The organism is Streptomyces sp. NPDC012508, from assembly GCF_042902595.1.
Lineage (GTDB): Bacteria > Actinomycetota > Actinomycetes > Streptomycetales > Streptomycetaceae > Streptomyces.
The window spans coordinates 211,049-229,509 of the sequence record NZ_JBIBEO010000011.1 but is presented as its reverse complement, the minus strand read 5'-3'; the positions used below and the strand labels follow the sequence as shown (position 1 = coordinate 229,509).

The window sequence follows — 18,461 nt, the reverse complement described above, 5'->3', positions numbered from 1 at the left end:
CTCTCCGGGGCGCCCTGCTGTTAGCGTTCCGGAGACCAGGACATGGGCGAAAGGCAGTTCGGGAGTAGCACGGGAGAGGGCCGCGAGTGACCACCGCCGAGCCGACACGCGCCGACCAGAGCGCGCCCGCGCGCCCCTCCGTGTCCGCGCGAATAGACCTCCCGACGCCCCGGCAGCCCGCGGAGCCGACTCCCGCGCCGCGCCCGCGCCGGCGGCGCCGCCGCTACCCCGTCATGATCGCGACAGCCCTCGCCGCGCTCACGCACGTGCTGTGGTTCTTCCTGTTCGCGAACAGCGGCGGCGACCTCGCGGCGCAGGACGCGTGGGCGGAGTTCGTGGGCCGTCACCCGGACTCCGCGTACAACCTCGCCTGGTACGGCGGGATGCACCCGGTCTCGTACAGCGTCGTCTCGCCGTACGTGATGTCGGTGCTGGGCGTGCGGTCCACGATGATGATCGCGGGCACGGTCTCCGCCGGACTCACCGCGCTGATCCTCGTGCGGGTACGGGCGGTGCGCAATCCGCTGGCGTGCTCGCTGGCCGGCGTCTTCGCGTTCCTGTGCAACGCGCTGTCGGGGCGCGTGACGTTCGGGCTCGGCATGATGTTCGCGCTGGGCGCCGTCGCGGCCGTCTTCTGCTGGCCGCACCGCTGGCGCCGCAGGCGCTGGGCGAAGGCGGCGGTCGCCGCTCCGCTCGCCGGTCTCGCGACCGCCTGCAGCCCCGTCGCCGGGCTCTTCCTCGGTGTCGCCGCGGCGGCGCTCTTCCTCAACCGGCGACGCCCGGGCGCGTACGCCCTCGGTCTCGCCCCGGTGCTCGTCGTCGCGCTCTCCTCCTGGCTGTTCCCCTTCTCCGGCACGCAGCCGATGTCGTGGGCGTCGACCGCTCTGCCGTTCCTCTTCGGAGTGCTGTGCTTCCTCCTCGTACCGCGTGACTGGCGCACGGTGCGTACCGGCGCGGCCGTGTACGCCGCGGGCACGCTGCTGACCTGGCTGATCGACTCGCAGATCGGCTCCAACGTCTCGCGGCTCGTGATGCTCTTCGCGGGTGTGGTGCTGCTCGCCGCGCTGCCGTACACGGTCCCGCGCTCCCGTAAGTGGTACGCGGTCCTGCTGGCGTTCGCCGGGCTGAACTCCTGGATCGGCTTCAAGGGCGTCGACGACGTCATCCGTACCGCCCCGGACGCGTCCTGGACGCGCGAGGTCGCGCCGCTGATCAACCAGCTCCAGGTGCGGGGAGCGGAGAAGGCGCGGGTCGAGGTCGTGCCGGCCTCCAGCCACCGCGAGTCCTCCGCCCTCAGCCCGTACATCAACCTGGCGCGGGGCTGGAACCGGCAGGCGGACATGGAGCGGAACCCGCTCTTCTACGACGACACCCTGAACGCCACGAACTACCAGGACTGGCTGGACCGCTGGGCGGTGCACTACGTCGTCCTGCCGACCGGGGCGCCGGACTCGGGCGCGGAGCTGGAGGCGGAGCTCGTCGCGGACGGGCTGCCGTACCTGAAGCAGGTCTGGTCGGACGAGAACTGGCGGCTGTTCGAGGTGGAGAACCCGACCCCGCTGGCGAACCCGCCTGCCGAGGTGCGGCGGGCGGGTGCGAACGAGGTCGTGATCGAGGTCGACAGCCCGGGGCGGGTGCTGATCCGGGTGCCGTACTCGCCGTGGCTTGCGCTGGTCGACGAGAACGGCGGCAAGATCGAGCCGCCGGAGGAGACGGAGGCGTCGAAGACGGCCCGCGAGGAGTCGCCGATGGAGCTGGAGAAGGTCTTCCTCAACGAGTCCGGCTGTCTGCTGAAGGCGGAGGCGGACGGCGAGGGCGACGAGTGGACGGAGCTGCTGGCGCCGAAGGCGGGCGTGTACCGGCTGTCGGCCCCGTACAAGTTCTTCCCGCGAGGAACCGCATGCCCGGAGGAACTCCGCTGATTCGGCCGTAGGGTGTGCGGCTATGGCATGCGATCAGTGCGGTGGAGCGGGCAGGGGCCCGCTGCCGGGAATGGCGTGCCGGCGCTGCGGCGGCGTCGACCGGACGGGGACACGGCGGGGCGGGGCGTGGGCGCTCGTGGCCGTGGTGGCGGTGGGCGGCCTGGCGCTGGTGGTGTCCCTGAGCGGGGCGGAGGAGCAGCCGCCGCCGGCTGCGGCATCGGATCCGCCGGTACGGACGCTGCCGACGCGGAACGGCCCTACGGCGTTTCCGGGCGGCGAGCCGGCACCGTCGAGCGCGAGCACGCCGCCCGCCGGCACGTCCCCCACGACGTTCGCCCACCCGTCCACACCCCCTCCCTCCCCCCACCCTTCGGGAGTTCCGTACGAGGTGTGGGCCGGCCCGGGCTGCACGGGCGGGGTGTACACGGAGACGGGCCGGTACAGCGACGGCTTCGAGGGCTGGTACACCGTGCGGGTCGGCGGCTTCCGTGGCGGGGGCTGCGACGGCCGCTTCTCGTCCATGCCGATGTCGGGCAGCTCGACGAAGGACCGTGACCACCGGGCGACCTGGAGCTGGCACGTCGGCCCGGGGTACGAGACGTGCGCCCTGGCGGTCCATGTCCCGAGCCCGCCGCGGCCCCAGGACGCGGCCGGCGAGCCCTCGGTCTACCAGGTCCTGGCGAACGGCACTCCGTTCGCCACGTTCACCGTCTACCAGCCCGCGAACGTCGGCGCGCTCCTGCCCGTCGGGACGTACCCCCTCGGCACCCCCACCTTCACGGTCCGCCTCCTCGACCGGGGCCAGGACTGGGGCTCCGCGGCGCGGGAGGGGGCGCATCACGGTGCGGGCCAGATGCGCCTGACGTGCCGCCCATGACGTCAGGAGCCCCGGCCCGCCCAAGTGCGGGCCCGAGTGACCGGGCTTGACCCTCACGTCGCGTGAGGCCGGAGGGTGGTGTGCATGAGCGACTACTACAACGCGTTCGAGATGAGCCCCGTGCCCGCTCCCGGCCCGGACGCGGCTCCGCCGGAGCTGTTCCGGGGGATCTACGGGATGCCCGCGTTCGTGACGGTCCCCACGAGCGACATGGCGGCGTCGACGGAGTTCTGGACTGGGGGGCTCGGGTTCTTCGAGCTGTTCAGCGTCCCCGGCACGCTGGTGCATCTGCGCCGGTGGGCGTTCCAGGACGTACTCCTCGTCCAGGCGGACAGCGCTCCGGAGCAGGCACCGGCGCTGGGTGTCAGCTTCGCGTGCGTGCTCGGCCAGATCGACCCCCTGGTCGAGGCATGTCGTGCGCTGCGCCCGGACTCGGTCGAGGGACCACGGGACACCCCCTGGAACACCCGCGACGTGGAGGTGATCACCCCCGAGAACGCACGGATCGTCTTCACGGCAGCAAAGCCCTTCGACCCGGCCAGTCCGGAGGCGCGGAACCTCGAAGCCATCGGGATCACCCCACCGGACACCGGCCGAGGCGACAATGAGGAACATGCCTGATGCCACCGACACCGACGGCCTGACCGTCGGTCAGGCCTCGACGCGGTTGGGCGTGACGGTCCGCGCGCTGCACCACTGGGACGAGATCGGCCTGGCGCGACCGTCGCTGCGCACGGCCGCCGGATACCGGCTCTACACCGCCGGTGATCTGGAACGCCTGCACCGCATCGTGGTCTACCGCGAACTCGGCCTGGGCCTGGACAGGATCCGGACGATCATGGACGACGCGACGGCGGACGTACCTGGCGCGTTGCGTGCCCAACGTGCCCAGGTCGCGGAACGGATCGAGCGACTCCAGCAGCTCGGTACCGGACTGGACCGGATGATCGACGCGCACGAGCGCGGCCTGCTGCTGACCGCCGAGCAGCAGGCCGCGATCTTCGGCCCTCGATGGGACCCGGAGGGGCCGACGCGAGCCCGTCAGCACTACGGAGCCACGAAGCAATGGCAGCAGTACGCCGAACGCTCGGCCTCTCGCGGCCCGGAGGAATGGCAGAGGATCACCGACACCGTGGCCGACCTCGACCGCGCCCTCGGGGAAGCGATGGCCGCCGGCGTCACGTCGGGCAGCCCGGAGGCGAATCGACTCGTCGAGCGGCACCGCGAAGTCTTCGCCTCGTATTTCCCCCTCACCCGCCAGATGCAGGTCTGCCTCGGCCGCAGATACGAATCCGACCCGGGCTTCGCCGCCCACTACGACGCCATCCACCCGGGCCTGTCCACCTGGCTCCGCCACGCCATCGACGCGAGCGCCCGCACCCACGGCATCGACCCGGACACGGCGACCTGGCAGTAGGCGCGGCCCCGGGCAGCCGGCCCCACGGACCGGCCGGAGACCTGGAAACAGACCCGCAGGCCCCGGCACGCATCTGGCACGGCTGTGGACTGCCTCGCCAGGGCCGTCAGATGTGGGTGACGAGTGCGGCCTTCCGGATGCCGAGTAGTCGCCTCCTCGGCGGTCGCCTGCCGTATTACGGTCAGCGGGCCGTGAAGGTCGCGGCGTTCGTGGTGATGCGGTGGGACAGCTCGTCCAAGGAGCACTCGATCCGGGCGTTCTTCACGGGCTCGAAATCGGTGATCTCGGCAGCTGTCGTGAGGTAGTCGGAGGGCGCGAAGCTCCAGCCGTTCACCATGCATCCCGCTTGCACCTCGGCGCTGTGGCCTTCGGTGGACGATACGCGGAGCCAGCCCGTGCACTCGTCGGAGAAGTCGTAGGGCAGGTAGGCAGTGCCTCCCCTTCCCCTCAGTCCGTCAACCTGGGTCCTCCACTGCGCCAGGAGGCGTGCGAGGTCCGTCCTGAGGTCTGGGGACGCCGTGGGGGAGTCGTCGCTGTCGAGGTAGTACGAATCGCAGGTGTGGCGGTATGTCCCAAGGCGCAAGCGAAGGTTGTCGTGGGGGACTTCTCTGACAGAAGCTCGAAACCGAGAGCTACGGGGGTCGTCATGCAAGCCTTCCCATGAGGTGGCGGTCGTTGTGGCTGCGGACGCGGGGGCCTGCGCCGCTCAGGGCGTTCGAGCAGGCGGGATTCCGTGGACCTCGGTCATTCGGGCCGTGATCTCTTGCGGGTGGGACGCATGACCGCGATCGACTCGGCTGTCTGACACTTCCCGGACCCCGCGGGCCACGCCCTCTTCAGGGCCTCCGTGACGTCGCAGATGTCAAAGACCCCCAGCCATGATCGGCTGGGGGTCTTCTCGCTTGTGCCCCCGGCAGGATTCGAACCTGCGACACCCGCTTTAGGAGAGCGGTGCTCTATCCCCTGAGCTACGAAGGCGGGGATCCGTCGGAAAGCTTGTCCGGACAGGCTGCCTGGAGCGGCGGTCTGTTCAGGCCTGCTTGGCGACAGGTCGTGGTGGCAGCCCGGGAGGGCGTAGCCACCGCGGTCAGTGTAGCGGGTGGTGCTTGATCCGAGGGTGGAGAGAGGTGCGTACCGGCTGAGGCCGCGAGCGTGTGGGTGATCTTGGGGGGTGCCCGCGCGGTCCGCGTCGGGCTCGTGCGGCGGCCCCGGGCCTCGCCTGGGGTGGCAGGTGAGGGGCCGGGGCCGGTTCGCGGGGGTGGGGGTGGTGGGTCAGCGGGTCACCTCGCGGTTGAAGACCGCGCGGGACCAGAGGTAGCCGATCAGGGCCAGGGCCGTGCACCAGGCCAGGGCGATCCAGCCGTCGTTGCCGATCGGGGTGCCGAGGAGCAGGCCTCGCAGCGTCTCGTTGATCGGGGTGAAGGGCTGGTACTCGGCGAACCAGCGCAGGACCGTCGGCATCGAGTCCGGGGTGACGACCGCGCTGCCGAGGAAGGGCAGGAACGTCAGCGGCAGCGGGCCGTTGCTCGCGGCCTCGACCGTCTTGGCGCCCATGCCCATCGCGGCGGACAGCCAGGCCATGCCGAAGGCGAGGAAGACGAGCAGGCCCAGGGCGGCCAGCCACTCGACCAGCGAGGCGTTCGGGCGGAAGCCGATCGCGAGGGAGACGCTCGTGATCAGGACGAGGACCGCCGTGACCTGGATGACGCTGCCGAGGACATGGCCCGTGAGGATGGAGCCGCGGGAGATCGACATCGTGCGGAAGCGGTTGACGATGCCCTCCGTCATGTCGGTGCAGACCGACACGGCCGTCGCGACGGCGCCCGAGGTCGCGGACATCAGGATGATGCCGGGCACCAGGTAGTTGATGTAGTCGCCGCGGTCGTCGCCCGCCCCGATGCCCATGCCGAGCGCGCCGCCGAAGACGTACACGAAGAGCAGCAGCATCAGCAGCGGCATCACGAGTATCGAGATCGTCATCGAGGGGTAGCGCTGCATGTGCTTGATGTTGCGGCGCAGCATCGTCATGGAGTCGCGCAGGGCGTACGAGCGGGTGGCCTTGGCGGGCTTGGCGGGGGTGAGGGTCGCGGTGCTCATCGGGTCGACTCCTTCTGGGCGATGGTGGAAGCGGAGGGGGCGGCGGCCGGGGCGTTCTGCCGGCCGGTGAGGGTGAGGAAGACGTCGTCGAGGTCGGGGGTGTGCACCGTCAGCGACTCGGCCTGCAGCCCGGTGTTGTCGAGGGTGTCGAGGATGGCGCGGAGATTGGCGACCGAGCCGTCGCTGGGGATCTGCAGGGTGAGCGACTCGTCGTCGCTGGTGGCGACGCCGAAGATCGTGGCCGCCGAGGCGAGCTGGTCCTCGTCGGCGAACTGGAGGCGGACATGGCCGCCGGGGATCAGCCGCTTCAGCTCCTCGGCGGTGCCTTCGGCGACGAGCTTGCCGTGGTCGAGGACGGCGATGCGGTCGGCGAGGTGGTCGGCCTCCTCCAGGTACTGCGTGGTGAGGAAGATGGTCACGCCCTGATCCGTGACCAGGTCCCGGATGAGCTCCCACATCACGCGGCGGCTGCGCGGGTCGAGGCCCGTCGTCGGCTCGTCGAGGAAGATGATCTGCGGACGGCCGACCAGCGTCATCGCCAGGTCGAGCTTGCGGCGCATACCGCCCGAGAAGGTGGCGACGTTCTTGCGGGCCGCCTCGGTCAGCTCGAACCGCTCCAGGAGCTCGGCCGTGCGACGCCGGCCCTCGCCGCGGCTCAGGTGGTTGAGGTCGGCCATGAGGAGCAGGTTCTCCTCGGCGGTGAGCAGCCCGTCGACGGCGGCGAACTGTCCCGTGACGCCGATCAGGCCGCGTACCGAGTCGGCGTCGGCGGCCACGTCGTGGCCCGCGATCCGCGCCTCGCCCCCGTCGGCTGTGATCAGCGTGGAGAGGATCTCCACCGTGGTGGTCTTGCCCGCCCCGTTGGGGCCGAGCAGGGCGAAGATCGTGCCCTCGGGGATCCGCAGGTCGATGCCGTCGAGCACCACCTTGTCGCCGTACGACTTGCGCAGGCCGATCGCGGAGATCGCCGCGGAGCGCGTGCTGGTGGCCGCTGTGGTCGCGGTGTTCATGGGAGCGGGCCTTTCTCTTCCGGGGAGTCCAGGGGTGGGTCTGGCGGGCCGGCGAGTCTGCCGGGCTTGGCGCCTTGTGGCGCCATTCCCGTGCCTCGCTTGCGCCATCATGGTGACACATTCATGGCGCCATGTCGAGCCACAGTGGCGCCATTGACGCCACTGTGTGGCGTCGTGGCGTCTGACCTGCGGCTTTGTCGTCCTAGGGAGAGAGCAGAAGGCGCCCCCGCCCCGGCCTGAGCCGGTGCGGGGCCCCTCGCGGCGGGCCGTGAAGCCCGTTCAGCCGACCGGGGTGCGCTCCCGGTCCTGGCCCTGGCCCCGGCCCCGGGGCGTCGTCGGTGCCTGCGCCTGGCCGAGCTTCTCGCCCTCGACGTCCACCCGGGGCAGGATCCGGTCCAGCCACTTCGGCAGCCACCAGGCGGACTTGCCGAGCAGGGCGAAGAGCGCGGGCACGATCGCCATACGGACCACGAAGGCGTCGAAAAGCACGGCGATCGCGAGGGCGAAGCCGATCATCTTGACGAAGTCGTTGTCCTCGACGATGAAGCCCGAGAAGACGCTCATCATGATGATCGCGGCCGCGCTCACCACCCGGCCCCCGTGGCGGAAGCCGTCGACCACGGCTTCGGCAGGGCGTGCTCCGTGGGCGTACGACTCGCGCATCCGGCTGACCAGGAAGACCTCGTAGTCCATCGCGAGGCCGAAAACCACGCCGATCATGAAGATCGGCATCGTGCTCATGATCGGGCCCGGTGCGTCGATGCCGAAGACATCGGCGAGCCAGCCCCACTGGAAGACCGCCACGACGGCGCCGAGCGCCGCGGCCACCGACAGCAGGAAGCCGAGGGCTGCCTTGAGCGGGACCAGGACGGAGCGGAAGACCACCATCAGGAGCAGGAACGCGAGGCCCACGACCAGGCCCAGGTAGGGCAGCAGCGCGTCGTCGAGGGTCTGCGAGAAGTCGATGAACATGGCCGTCTGGCCGGTCACGAGGATCCGGGACGCCGTGCTCCGCTCCAAGGCGCCCGCGGTGTCGCGGAGTTCGCGGACGAGCTCCTCGGTCTCCTTCTCGGTCGGTCCCGTCTCCGGGATGACGTTGAGGATCGCGGTGTCGCCCGCCTTGTTCGCGGTGGCCGGCGAGACCGAGGCCACGCCGTCCGTCTTCAGCAGCGCCTTGCCGATCTCGTCGCCGGCCGCCTTCGCGTCCTTGGCCGTCCCCTCGGTGCCCGTCGTCTGCACGGTGACCATCAGGGGGCCGTTGAAGCCGGGCCCGAAGGACTCCGAGAGCAGGTCGTACGCCCTGCGCTGTGTGGTCTCCGTCGACATCTGGCCCTCGCCCGGCAGGCCGAGCTCCAGGCTCGCGGCCGGTACGGCGACGGTGCCGAGGCCCACCACGCCCACGAGCAGCACGGCGACGGGGTGACGCAGGACGTAACCGGCCCAGCGGGAGCCCAGGTTGGGCTTGGTCTTCCTGGCCAGCTTCGCCGCGTGCTTCGCGGCCCTGCGCTGCTTGCGGTCCGACAGCGGCTTGACGGCGTACGCCAGGCGTCCCTTACGGGCCATCACCTTGACCGGCGCGAAACCGAGGAGGGCGGGGACCAGGGTGAGCGCGACGAGTACGGCGACCGCGACGGTGCCTGCCGCGGCGAGGCCCATCTTGGTGAGCATCGGGATGTTCACCACGGCGAGCCCGGCGAGGGCGACGACGACCGTGAGGCCGGCGAAGACGACGGCCGAGCCCGCCGTGCCGACGGCCCGTCCCGCCGCCTCTTCCGGGGTGCGCCCCTCGGCCCGTTCGGCGCGGAACCGGGACACGATGAACAGCGCGTAGTCGATGCCGACCGCGAGGCCGATCATCATCGCGAGCGTCGACGTCGTACCCGACAGGCCGAGCGTCGAACCGAGCGCCGTGATGCCGGAGATGCCGATGCCGACGCCGATCAGCGCGGTGAGCAGCGGCATTCCGGCCGCGATCACCGAACCGAAGGTGAGGACGAGGACGATCGCGGAGACCAGGATGCCGATCTGCTCGCCGGTGCCACCCATCGCCTGCTCGATCTTCACGGCGTCGCCGCCGGCCTCGACGGTGAGCCCCGCCTCACGAGCCTGCTCCGTGGCCGCGTCGAGAGCGTCGTGCGCCTTGTCGTCGACCTCCATCGCGGGAACCTTGTACGTCACCACCATGTAGGCGGTCGTGCCGTCCTTGCTGATGCTGACAGCGGGGGATTCGTACGGATCGGCGACAGCCACCACCTGCGGGGACGATGCCCTCAGCTCGGCGACGAGACGCTCGACCGCGGTCCGCTGCGCGGGCGCCGTGATCTTCGCGCCCTCGGGAGCGCGGACGACGACCCGGGCGCCGGCGCCATCGGCGCTCGCGTCCGGGAACTTCTCGGTCAGCAGGTCGAAGGCCTCCTGCGACTCGGTGCCCGGCATCGAGAACGTATCGGCGGGCGGCGCCGGCGCGGTGGAGGCGGCGAAGCCCATGCCGCCGAACACCAGCAGCCAGAGCAGCACCATCACCCCCCGGCGGCGGAAGGCGAGACGGCCCAGTCTGGAAAGGAACGTAGCCACGGTGGGGCTCCCGTAAGGGTCGGTGGTGGTCAGTGCGGTGCGGTGCGGTGTGATGCCGCGTGGTGCGGTGTACGCGTGGTGCGGTGCTCGTGAGGTCCACGTGCGGTTCACGTGCGGCGCGGTGCGTGGCGTGCGGTGCGCGGCGCGCGGTGCGCGGCGCGCGGTGCGCGGCGGCCGGTTGTCCTGCCGGATTTGGGCAGCGCGAAGTGGCGCCGGATAGCGCAGGGGTGGTGCATGGGTGGCGCTGGGCGGCGCACGGCTGGTGCGAGGCGGGCATCGCCGTCGCGGCAGGGTTGTGGCGCCATCCATCCGATGGCGCTGGGCGCGCCTCAGGCAGGAACCGGCGAGGGCAGCATGGCGGGCATGGTGCGGCCGGGAGTTACGTACGCCGCTCGGAGTCGGGGCTGTACGGGATCTCTAGGGGGCCGAAGGGCGGCCGGCTCGTCAGGCCGCCCTTCGCGTGGCGTGCGCCGGGGGAAGAGCCGGCTCTCAGGCGCGGCGGATGACGATGTCGCCGACGCTCGTACGGCCCCGGACCTCGACCGTCTCGTCGGACTGGCCCGGTCCCTCTGCCGTGCCCAGCTCGTTGCGTACGCGGCCCGCCTTGGACCGTACGTCGAGCCAGGCGGCCGTGCCCTCGGCGATGCCGACCTCCAGACCGCCGGCGGCGGAGTCCAGGGTGATCTGCCCGCGCACGACCTCGTCGAGGCGGATCGCGCCGCTCGCCGTCTTGGCGGTGACCGAGGACAGGGCGCGTGCGACGCCGATGGGGCCGTTGGACGAGTTCACGCGCAGCTCGCCGCCGACCTCGCCGAGGGTGGTCTCGCCGTTCAGGTTCTTGATGGTCGCCGCTCCGTCGATCCGGCCGACCCGCACCCGGCCCGACCCCTGGATCTCGGCCTCGCCCGTCGTGCGGTCCACCAGGATGTCGCCGTGCGAGGTCTTGAGCCGTACGGCCGCGGCCTCTTCCAGCTGGATGTCACCGGCGGCGGTCGTGAGACGGCAGTCGCCGAACCGTCCCTCGCCGATCAGCTCGCCGAGGCCCGTGCTGCCGATCAGCTCGGAGCCCGCGGGCAGTTCGACGGTCACGTCGACGGCGCCGACCTTGCCGAAGAGCGAGCGCTTCTTGGGGCCCTTGACCAGCAGCTTCCCACCCGCGCAGGTGACCTTGGTCTCCGCGGCGGCCTGGACGTCCAGCTTGTCGCCGGGGTCGCTCGGCACCACCTCGACGACGGTGTCGGTGCGCTTGCCCGCGACGATCCGGGCCCGGCCGATCTCGATCTCGACGGTGGCGGAGAGGGGTTCGGGGGTGTCGAACGTAGGCATGGCTGTGCCGTCCTTTGACTGGGTGGAGGTAAGTGGCGGGGTGGTGTGCCTCAGTTGGGCGTGGGGCGGAGGGGCGGTGGGGCGGTGGGAGCCGTGGGGCGGTGGCGCGAGGCCTGCTGCGGGTGGGGCTAGCGGACCCAGCCCGTGAATCCCTGCCCGACGGCGGGGCCCACGCCCGTGGTGCCGGTGCGGGTGCGACCCGCCGTGCCGGGTTCGAGGGCGGCGGTCACGGCTCGGACGAGCCAGGCGTTGACCGAGAGCCCCTCGCGGCTCGCGGCCTCCTCGACCCGGGCCTTGAGCTGGGCCGGCGGCCGGAAGTTGATGCGCGAGGTGGCGCCCTCCTCGACCTCCACGGGAAGCGTCGGCGGGGGCGGCGGGGCCGGCAGCGAGGTCTCGGCCTCTTCGAAGATGTCGGCGGTGGGCGGCGGCGTCACCACGAACTCGGGGTTCAGGCCGCGCAGTCGGAGGTCGACCGAGCCGGGCGCCAGGTCACGGGTGACCTCGTCCATCGCGTCCGACAGTGCGTTGAGCAGCGTCAGGCGGGCGGCCGACTCGAGCTGACCGGTGAGCCGGTCGGCCAGGGCGCGTGCTTCGTCGCCCCCGGCCTCGGCGGCCACGCCGAGCTCATGGCGGAGATTGTCTACGTAGGGCGTGAGGTCCATGACGCAATGGTGGCACCATCGTGGCGCCATTGCAAGTTTCATGGCGCCATGGTGTGCCACGGTGTCGCCTTGTTGGCGCCATGGGTTCCTGCGGTCCGTTCCTCGCCGGGGGCGCGGGTGGGCCGGTGTACGGCGCTGCGGACGGGGTGGCAGGGTGGACCTAGCGTCCGAGGGGTGAGCAAGCGCTCAGGGAAGGTGGTCGTCGTGGGTGACGTCGTCGATCGGCTGGTCGAGCCCGGGGCGCTCTTCGCCGTCGAGGGCGGGGTGTACGTCGAGGGCCCCCGCACGCTGCGCGACTTCGTCGAGGCCACCTGGGCCTACGGGGACCGGCCGTTCCTCGTCTCCGAAGACGGGGTGCTGAGCTACCGGGAGTTCTTCGACGCCGCCTGCGGGCTCGCCCGGAGTCTCGTCGATCAGTACGGGCTCCGGCCGGGCGACCGGGCCGTCGTCGCCATGCGGAACGATCCCGAGTGGCAGATCGCCTTCTGGGCCGCCCAGCTCGCCGGTCTCGTCGCCGTACCCCTCAACGCCTGGTGGACCGAGGACGAGCTCACGTACGCCCTCGACGACTGCACGCCCCGCATCCTGCTCGTCGACGGGGAGCGGGAGGAGCGCGTACGGGCGTGGGCGCGGGAGCATCACGTGCCCGGCATCGTCTTTCACGGCGAAGGCCGTAGCGGTGACGCCCGTGGCGGTGAAGGCCGTAGCGGTGAAGGCCGTGGCGGTGACGGCAGCGAACCGCTCCGGGGCGGCGGCGACCGCCTCCGGCGCGGCGGCTTCCCGGCGTACGTACGCGACACCGACTCCCTCCTCGGGCCGCCGCCCGTCGACGTCCTGCCCGAGCACGACGCGACCATCATCTACACCTCCGGCACCACCGGCCGCCCCAAGGGCGCCGTCGCCACCCACCTCGCGCAGGCCGGGGCCGCGATGAATCCGCGGTACTACGCCGCCGCCTCCGCCCTCGGCCGCGGCACGGTGCCCGGACAGGGGCCGGCGCCCGTCTCGCTCACCACGTTCCCCTTCTTCCACGTGGCCGCGTTCACCTCGTTCTACTCCGTCATGGCCGCAGGCGGGACCCTCGTCCTCATGCGCAAGTGGGACGCCGACAAGGCCCTGGAGCTGATCCGGCGCCACCGCGTCACCCACTACGCCGGCGTCCCGACCACCGCTCTCCAGCTGCTCGACCGCGCCGAGGCGACCGGTGATCCGCTGGAGAGCCTCGTCATGCTCAACACGGGAGGCGCCGCCGCCCCGCCCGAGCTCGTGGCCCGCCTCACCGCCGCGTACGGGGAGCGCATCGAACCCCGTAACGGCTACGGGCTCACCGAGACCTGCGGCGGCGTGTTCGCCAACTTCGGGGCCGAGTACCGCGCCCATCCGCGCAGCGTCGGCCGTCCCACGCCTGCCACCGAGGTCCGCGTCGACCGGCCCGACGGCGACGGCGTGGGGGAGCTGTGGCTGCGCGGACAGTCCCTCGTCCGCGGGTACTGGGGTGACGACGCCGCCACCCGGGAGGCCTTCACCGACGACGGCTGGTTCCGCACGGGCGACCTCGCCCACCTGCGCGACGGGCGCGTCACCCTCGTCGACCGGCTCAAGGACATGGTGATCCGGGGCGGCGAGAACGTGTACTGCGTCGAGGTCGAGGCCGTCCTCCACGACCACCCGGACGTCCTCGAAGCCGCCGTCCTCGGCGTGCCGCATCCCACCCTGGGGGAGGAGGTCGCCGCCGTCGTACGGCTCAGGGCGGCGTCGGCCGTCACCGCCGACGAGCTGCGGGCGCACGCAGGGGCGCGCCTCGCCGCGTTCAAGGTCCCCGCACACATCCTGGTACGGGACGCCGAGCTGCCCCGCAACGCCACGGGGAAGGTACTGAAGCGGCAGCTCCGCGAGGCGCTCCCGGACAGCCTCGGACCGCTCCCGGACCGCCAGGTCGACGTCCGGGCCTCCGAGGTCCAGGCAAGCGTCCAAGCCGAGGTCCAGGCCGCCGTTCAAGCCGAGACGCATGCCGACGTCCGGGCCGACGTCCAAGCCGAGGTGCAGGCCGACGTCCAAGCCGCCGTCAGGACCGGGTGATCCGGACGCGGTACGCGCCGTTCGCGGCCTCGTCCACCACCGTGATCCGGATGCCGTTCGTCCGGTCCGTGAAGGTCTCGCCCGGCCGGTACGGGGCGTCCGACAGCTCCGCGTGGACGTTCGGGCGGCGCGTGCAGCCGCCGCTGTCCTTGTCGCTGTCCGCCACGGTCACCGGGCCGTGCCCGGTGTCGACGTCCGACTCGACGCGGTAGATCAGGACGCCCGGCTCGCAGACGGCCTCGTCGTTGCCCTCGCGGGTGCGGACCTCGACCGCGTACCCCGACTTCTCGGAGAGCGGCGCGAAGGCCAGCTTCCGGCCGCCCGCCGTGGCCAGCGGGGTCAGGAGGTACTCGGTGGTGCCCTGCTGGGACGCGCAGCCGACCTGGTCGTTGTCGAGCCAGCCCAGCTTCCACTTGTGCCAGCCGAGCAGGTCGTTGTTGGCCCCCCAGTCCTCGGACATGATGTCCCAGTGGCCGACCGTGCCCCCGCCGTCCACGGTGTAGAGGTCGGGAAGGCCGAAGACATGGCCGTTCTCGTGCGGCAGGACGCGGTAGCCGGTCTCGGCGTACGTCCCCGAGCCGTCGTCCTGGCGGCTGTAGACGAAGGACGTGTTGGAGAGCGGGACCCCGTCCGCGTACGGCGCCTCGTCGTTCCCCGAGAAGGTCACGCTCAGGACGGTGTCCAGGGCCGAGGGCCCGGCATTCGGGGTGACCAGGATGTTGACCAGGTCGTACGCGCTGAAATCCACCTTCGGGTCGGCGGCCTTCACGATGTCCTCGACGAGGCCGCGGTACCCCGGTTCGTACGGTGAGCCGCGCTCTATCCCGTACGAGGCGAACGGCTGCGGCATCCGCAGCCAGTCGGGTATCGGGGCTTCGGGGTGGTAGTGCAGGCGCCCGTACGAGCTGGTGCTGAACCATTCCGCCGTCTGCGGGAAGAACTCGTCGTACCGGCTGAGCGCGGTGCCTTCGCCGGGCGCGTCCGGGAAGTCGACCATCAGGTTGAGGGCTCTGACGCGGCCCGTGGAGCGGGCGTAGCCCGGGGCGGTGGGCATTCCCTCCGACATCTGCACACCCATCGTCGTCGCGATCCGGCACGGACCGAGCGCCGCCGCGGCGTCCGCGCCGTCCGCGGGGGGTGCGGAGGCCACCGGGCCCGCCGTCGCGGGTGCCGGGCCGGGGAGCGTGGAGCTGGCCGAGGCGAGTGCGGCGAGTGCGACGGCCGCCGTCGCGGCGAGAGCGACGGGTCTGCGTATGCGCCGGCGGGTCTGCTGCATGCGGTCGCCTCTCCTCATCAGAGCTGCTGCTCGATCAGCCTGTGTCGAGAGGCGCGGGGGCGCGCGCCGGGTTGGCCCGATCGTGGGTATTCCACGAGGTGCGGGAGATGTGACCCACATCACATTCCAGGCGGGAAATAACCGGGGACTCGCTCCCCGTTTACGCCTGTGTTCGAGGAAGTGGGGACTCGCTCCCCGGATCGCGATCCCAGATGTGGTCCCGGTGCGGATCCCAGATGTACTCAGATGTGAAGGAGGCCGTGGCGTGACCACCGAAGCCGACACCGCGCCCGCCCGTCGCGCACCCCGCCCGCGGGCCGACGCCCTGCGCAACCGTGAGCGGATCGTCGCGGCGGCGCGGGAGATGTTCGTCGAGTTCGGCCCGCAGGTGCCGCTCGACGAGATCGCGCGGCGCGCCGGGGTCGGCAACGCCACGCTCTACCGCAACTTCCCCGAGCGCAACGACCTCATTCACGAGGTCGTCGTCTCCGTCACGTCCCGCACGTCGGACCTGGCGGAGGAGGCGGCCGCGGCCGTGGACGCGGGGGAGGTCGACGCCTTCGACGCGCTCCGCCGCTTCACCCATGGCGCCGCCGACGAACGGATCGGCGCCCTGTGCCCGATGCTCGACGGCTCCTTCGACGCGAACCACCCCGAACTGCACGCCGAACGTGAGCGGTTGGAGTCGGCCGTGCAGGGCCTCGTCGACCGCGCGCACCGGGCGGGCAAGCTCCGTGCCGATGTCGGTGTCGGGGACCTGCTGGTGGCCGTGTCCCAGCTGACCCGCCCGCTCCCGGGCACCGCCTGCCTGAACATGGACCGCTTCGTCCACCGCCATCTGCAGCTGTTCCTGGACGGTCTCGAGGCGCCCGCGCGCTCCGTGCTGCCCGGCTCGGCCGCCACTCTGGAGGACCTGCGGGGCGACTCCCACGAGTAGTGACCTGACCTCGACCCGACCGTCCCGCAACCCGGTCTCGCGACTGCGCATCCCTGTGTAACACCCCGTACTTACGTCCAGTTTTTTCCTTTACGCACCAAGAGGTGGCTCCCCCCATGTCCGAAACGGATCCCAGGCGCTGGAAAGCCCTGGTCTTCATCGCCCTCGCCCAGCTGATGGTCGTGCTCGACGCGACGATCGTGAACATCGCGCTGCCCTCCGCCCAGCAGGACCTGGGGATATCGGACGGCAACCGGCAGTGGGTCATCACGGCCTACGCCCTCGCCTTCGGCGGTCTGCTGCTCTTCGGCGGCCGCATCGCCGACCTGTGGGGCCGTAAGCGCACCTTCGTCGTCGGTCTGATCGGCTTCGCCGCCGCCTCCGCGCTCGGCGGGGCCGCGACGGGTGAGGCGATGATGCTCGGTGCCCGCGCGCTCCAGGGTGCGTTCGGCGCGCTGCTCGCGCCCGCCGCGCTCTCCCTGCTCGCGGTGATGTTCACCGACGGCAAGGAGCGCGCCAAGGCCTTCGGCATCTACGGTGCGATCGCCGGCGGCGGTGGCGCCGTGGGTCTGATCCTCGGCGGCTTCCTCACCGAGTACCTGGACTGGCGCTGGACCTTCTTCGTCAACATCCCCTTCGCGATCGTCGCCGCCGTCGGCGCGTACTTCGTGATCCGTGAGCCGGCCGGCGGCCGCAACCGCTCGCCGCTCGACATCCCCGGCGTGATCCTCTCCACCCTCGGTCTGGTCGCGCTCGTCTACGGCTTCACCCGCGCCGAGTCCGAGGGCTGGTCGGACGCCACGACGATCGGCATGTTCGTCGGCTCCGCCGTGCTCCTCGCCGCGTTCGTCCTGACCGAGGCGAAGGTCAAGTCGCCGCTGCTGCCGCTGCGTGTCCTGACCGAGCGCAACCGCGGCGGTGTGTACCTCTCGCTGGGTCTGGCCGTCATCGCGATGTTCGGCCTGTTCCTCTTCCTGACGTACTACCTCCAGGTCGTGAAGGGGTACTCGCCGGTCAAGACGGGCTTCGCATTCCTCCCGATGATCGCGGGCATGATCATCGGCTCGACCCAGATCGGTACGCGGCTGATGACGCGGGTCCCCCCGCGCTGGCTGATGGGGCCGGGCTTCCTGACCGCCGCCGTCGGCATGCTGCTGCTGACGCAGCTGGAGATCGGCACCTCGTACGCCGGTCTGATCCTCCCCGCCCAGCTGCTGCTCGGCCTGGGCATGGGTACGGCGTTCATGCCGGCCATGTCGCTCGCGACGCACGGCGTCGACCCGCGGGACGCCGGTGTGGCCTCCGCGATGGTCAACACCTCGCAGCAGGTCGGTGGCGCCATCGGTACGGCTCTGCTGAACACGATCGCGGCCTCGGCCACGACCGCGTACATCGCCGACAACGCGGCCGGTGCCACGACCCAGGGCGCCCAGAAGCTGCTCCAGCTCCAGGGCATGGTCGAGGGCTACGCGGCGGCCATCTGGTGGGCCGTCGGCATCCTGGCCGTCTCCGCCGCGATCGCCGTCGCGCTCATCAACACCGGGAAGCCGGACGTCGGCGTGGTGGCCGGCTCGGGTTCGGGTGAGGGTGCCGAGGACGAGGTGAAGATCCCCGTCATCGCGCACTGACGTCCCGTCCGCGTACCGCCGCCTGCCCTGGTTCCGCTCAGCGGAGCCAGGGCAGGTCCGCGTTCGGGTCCGCCGGCTGGAGGCCCTCCGCCATCACCTTCATGATCTCGCCGAGCTGGGCCACCTGCTCCGGGCTGAGCCGGTCGAACATCGCCTGCCGTACGGCGGCGACATGGCCGGGAGCCGTCCGCCTCAGCACCTCGAACCCCTCGTCCGTGAGGCGCGCGAACTGCCCGCGCTTGTCGGACGGGCAGTCCTCGCGCACCACCCAGCCGCTCTTCTCCAGACGGGCGACGGCGTGGGAGAGCCGGGAGCGGGTGATCTTGGCGTCCTTGGCCAGCTCGGTCATCCGCAGCCGCCGCCGGGGTGCCTGGGAGAGGTGGACGAGCAGGCCGTAGTAGATGTGCGGCATCCCGGCGTCGCGCTGCAGCTGGCGGTCGAGATGGTCCTCGAGGAGGGTGGTGGCGTGGAGGTACGCGCGCCAGACGCGCTGCTCCTCGTCGCTGAGCCAGCGGGGCGCGTCCGTACGCTCCGCCGTGCCTTCGGGTGCCGTGGTCATGCATCCATCCTACGACTCGTCCTTGAAAGTTGAACTACATCGTTCTACGCTCAGGGTGAGGCACGCTTGAACCTTCAAGCACTGGCCTCGCTGTCCT

The 18,461-nt window shown here is 71.3% G+C and carries 16 protein-coding genes and 1 tRNA gene; 7 read left to right on the top strand and 10 right to left on the bottom strand.

The genetic code is table 11. The features are described 5' to 3' along the window. Positions 1 to 86: 86 nt before the first annotated feature. The gene (locus tag ACFY8U_RS33090; protein ID WP_389575872.1) at positions 87 to 1,922 is read left to right on the top strand and encodes an MFS transporter; all 1,836 of its coding nucleotides are present in this window, start codon (positions 87 to 89) and stop codon (positions 1,920 to 1,922) included. A gap of 33 nt (positions 1,923 to 1,955) precedes the next feature. Here the strand turns inward: ACFY8U_RS33090 and ACFY8U_RS33085 are convergent, their stop codons facing one another. Beyond that, entirely contained in the window at positions 1,956 to 2,270 is a 315-nt protein-coding gene (locus ACFY8U_RS33085) for a hypothetical protein (protein WP_389575871.1), read from the bottom strand. Between the two features lie 70 nt (positions 2,271 to 2,340). Here ACFY8U_RS33085 and ACFY8U_RS33080 point away from each other — a divergent pair, with 70 nt between their 5' ends. The 3 genes from ACFY8U_RS33080 (at position 2,341) to ACFY8U_RS33070 (ending at position 4,216) form a co-directional block, all read left to right on the top strand. After that, the gene (locus ACFY8U_RS33080) at positions 2,341 to 2,799 is read left to right on the top strand and encodes a hypothetical protein (protein ID WP_389575870.1); all 459 of its coding nucleotides are present in this window, start codon (positions 2,341 to 2,343) and stop codon (positions 2,797 to 2,799) included. 84 nt (positions 2,800 to 2,883) lie between these two features. Then, the gene (locus ACFY8U_RS33075) at positions 2,884 to 3,420 is read left to right on the top strand and encodes a VOC family protein (RefSeq protein ID WP_389575869.1); all 537 of its coding nucleotides are present in this window, start codon (positions 2,884 to 2,886) and stop codon (positions 3,418 to 3,420) included. Beyond that, positions 3,413 to 4,216 carry a MerR family transcriptional regulator gene (locus tag ACFY8U_RS33070; protein ID WP_389575868.1) on the top strand — a complete coding sequence of 268 codons (804 nt, stop codon included), beginning with the start codon at positions 3,413 to 3,415 and terminating at the stop codon, positions 4,214 to 4,216. Before ACFY8U_RS33075 ends, ACFY8U_RS33070 begins: the two co-directional genes overlap by 8 nt. Before the next feature lie 181 nt (positions 4,217 to 4,397). Here the strand turns inward: ACFY8U_RS33070 and ACFY8U_RS33065 are convergent, their stop codons facing one another. From ACFY8U_RS33065 to ACFY8U_RS33035, 7 genes are all read right to left on the bottom strand, one after another. Then, positions 4,398 to 4,553, bottom strand: a complete 156-nt coding sequence (locus ACFY8U_RS33065; RefSeq protein ID WP_389575867.1) for a hypothetical protein — start codon at positions 4,551 to 4,553, stop codon at positions 4,398 to 4,400. A gap of 568 nt (positions 4,554 to 5,121) precedes the next feature. Further along, positions 5,122 to 5,194 (bottom strand) — tRNA-Arg (locus ACFY8U_RS33060). A gap of 294 nt (positions 5,195 to 5,488) precedes the next feature. After that, entirely contained in the window at positions 5,489 to 6,313 is an 825-nt protein-coding gene (locus ACFY8U_RS33055; protein ID WP_361757906.1) for an ABC transporter permease, read from the bottom strand. Next, on the bottom strand, positions 6,310 to 7,323 hold the full coding sequence (locus ACFY8U_RS33050; protein ID WP_389575866.1) for an ATP-binding cassette domain-containing protein: 1,014 nt from the start codon (positions 7,321 to 7,323) through the stop codon (positions 6,310 to 6,312). The genes ACFY8U_RS33055 and ACFY8U_RS33050 overlap by 4 nt, the downstream gene beginning before the upstream one ends. A 279-nt stretch (positions 7,324 to 7,602) precedes the next feature. Next, on the bottom strand, positions 7,603 to 9,897 hold the full coding sequence (locus ACFY8U_RS33045) for an MMPL family transporter (RefSeq protein ID WP_389575865.1): 2,295 nt from the start codon (positions 9,895 to 9,897) through the stop codon (positions 7,603 to 7,605). Positions 9,898 to 10,386: 489 nt separating this feature from the next. Further along, positions 10,387 to 11,223 (bottom strand): DUF4097 domain-containing protein, encoded by an 837-nt coding sequence (locus ACFY8U_RS33040; RefSeq protein WP_389575864.1) that lies wholly within the window; start codon positions 11,221 to 11,223, stop codon positions 10,387 to 10,389. A 128-nt stretch (positions 11,224 to 11,351) separates the two neighbouring features. Further along, positions 11,352 to 11,885 (bottom strand): hypothetical protein, encoded by a 534-nt coding sequence (locus tag ACFY8U_RS33035; protein ID WP_361600799.1) that lies wholly within the window; start codon positions 11,883 to 11,885, stop codon positions 11,352 to 11,354. A gap of 174 nt (positions 11,886 to 12,059) precedes the next feature. On the opposite strand from ACFY8U_RS33035, the gene ACFY8U_RS33030 reads away from it, so the two are divergent. Beyond that, positions 12,060 to 13,964 (top strand): class I adenylate-forming enzyme family protein, encoded by a 1,905-nt coding sequence (locus tag ACFY8U_RS33030; protein WP_389575863.1) that lies wholly within the window; start codon positions 12,060 to 12,062, stop codon positions 13,962 to 13,964. On the opposite strand, the gene ACFY8U_RS33025 is transcribed toward ACFY8U_RS33030, so the two are convergent. Further along, positions 13,951 to 15,240 carry a M6 family metalloprotease domain-containing protein gene (locus ACFY8U_RS33025; RefSeq protein WP_389575862.1) on the bottom strand — a complete coding sequence of 430 codons (1,290 nt, stop codon included), beginning with the start codon at positions 15,238 to 15,240 and terminating at the stop codon, positions 13,951 to 13,953. The two genes, ACFY8U_RS33030 and ACFY8U_RS33025, sit on opposite strands and share 14 nt — an antisense overlap. 265 nt (positions 15,241 to 15,505) lie before the next feature. Between ACFY8U_RS33025 and ACFY8U_RS33020 the strand changes: the two genes are divergently transcribed. After that, positions 15,506 to 16,177: a TetR/AcrR family transcriptional regulator gene (locus ACFY8U_RS33020; protein ID WP_389575861.1), complete on the top strand. Its 672-nt coding sequence runs from the start codon at positions 15,506 to 15,508 to the stop codon at positions 16,175 to 16,177. Between the two features lie 116 nt (positions 16,178 to 16,293). After that, complete coding sequence (locus ACFY8U_RS33015) at positions 16,294 to 17,805, top strand: MFS transporter (RefSeq protein ID WP_361671757.1); 1,512 nt, start codon at positions 16,294 to 16,296, stop codon at positions 17,803 to 17,805. A gap of 37 nt (positions 17,806 to 17,842) precedes the next feature. Here the strand turns inward: ACFY8U_RS33015 and ACFY8U_RS33010 are convergent, their stop codons facing one another. After that, positions 17,843 to 18,364, bottom strand: coding sequence for a MarR family transcriptional regulator (locus ACFY8U_RS33010; protein WP_361600811.1), 522 nt, complete (start codon positions 18,362 to 18,364; stop codon positions 17,843 to 17,845). Positions 18,365 to 18,461: the final 97 nt, after the last annotated feature.

Coding starts and splice junctions, on each gene's coding strand:
- ACFY8U_RS33075 (WP_389575869.1), top strand. CDS start 2,884: ATGAGCGACTACTACAACGCGTTCGAGATGAGCCCCGTGCCCGCTCCC.
- ACFY8U_RS33070 (WP_389575868.1), top strand. CDS start 3,413: ATGCCTGATGCCACCGACACCGACGGCCTGACCGTCGGTCAGGCCTCG.
- ACFY8U_RS33065 (WP_389575867.1), bottom strand. CDS start 4,553: ATGGTGAACGGCTGGAGCTTCGCGCCCTCCGACTACCTCACGACAGCT.
- ACFY8U_RS33055 (WP_361757906.1), bottom strand. CDS start 6,313: ATGAGCACCGCGACCCTCACCCCCGCCAAGCCCGCCAAGGCCACCCGC.
- ACFY8U_RS33050 (WP_389575866.1), bottom strand. CDS start 7,323: ATGAACACCGCGACCACAGCGGCCACCAGCACGCGCTCCGCGGCGATC.
- ACFY8U_RS33040 (WP_389575864.1), bottom strand. CDS start 11,223: ATGCCTACGTTCGACACCCCCGAACCCCTCTCCGCCACCGTCGAGATC.
- ACFY8U_RS33035 (WP_361600799.1), bottom strand. CDS start 11,885: ATGGACCTCACGCCCTACGTAGACAATCTCCGCCATGAGCTCGGCGTG.
- ACFY8U_RS33025 (WP_389575862.1), bottom strand. CDS start 15,240: ATGCAGCAGACCCGCCGGCGCATACGCAGACCCGTCGCTCTCGCCGCG.
- ACFY8U_RS33015 (WP_361671757.1), top strand. CDS start 16,294: ATGTCCGAAACGGATCCCAGGCGCTGGAAAGCCCTGGTCTTCATCGCC.
- ACFY8U_RS33010 (WP_361600811.1), bottom strand. CDS start 18,364: ATGACCACGGCACCCGAAGGCACGGCGGAGCGTACGGACGCGCCCCGC.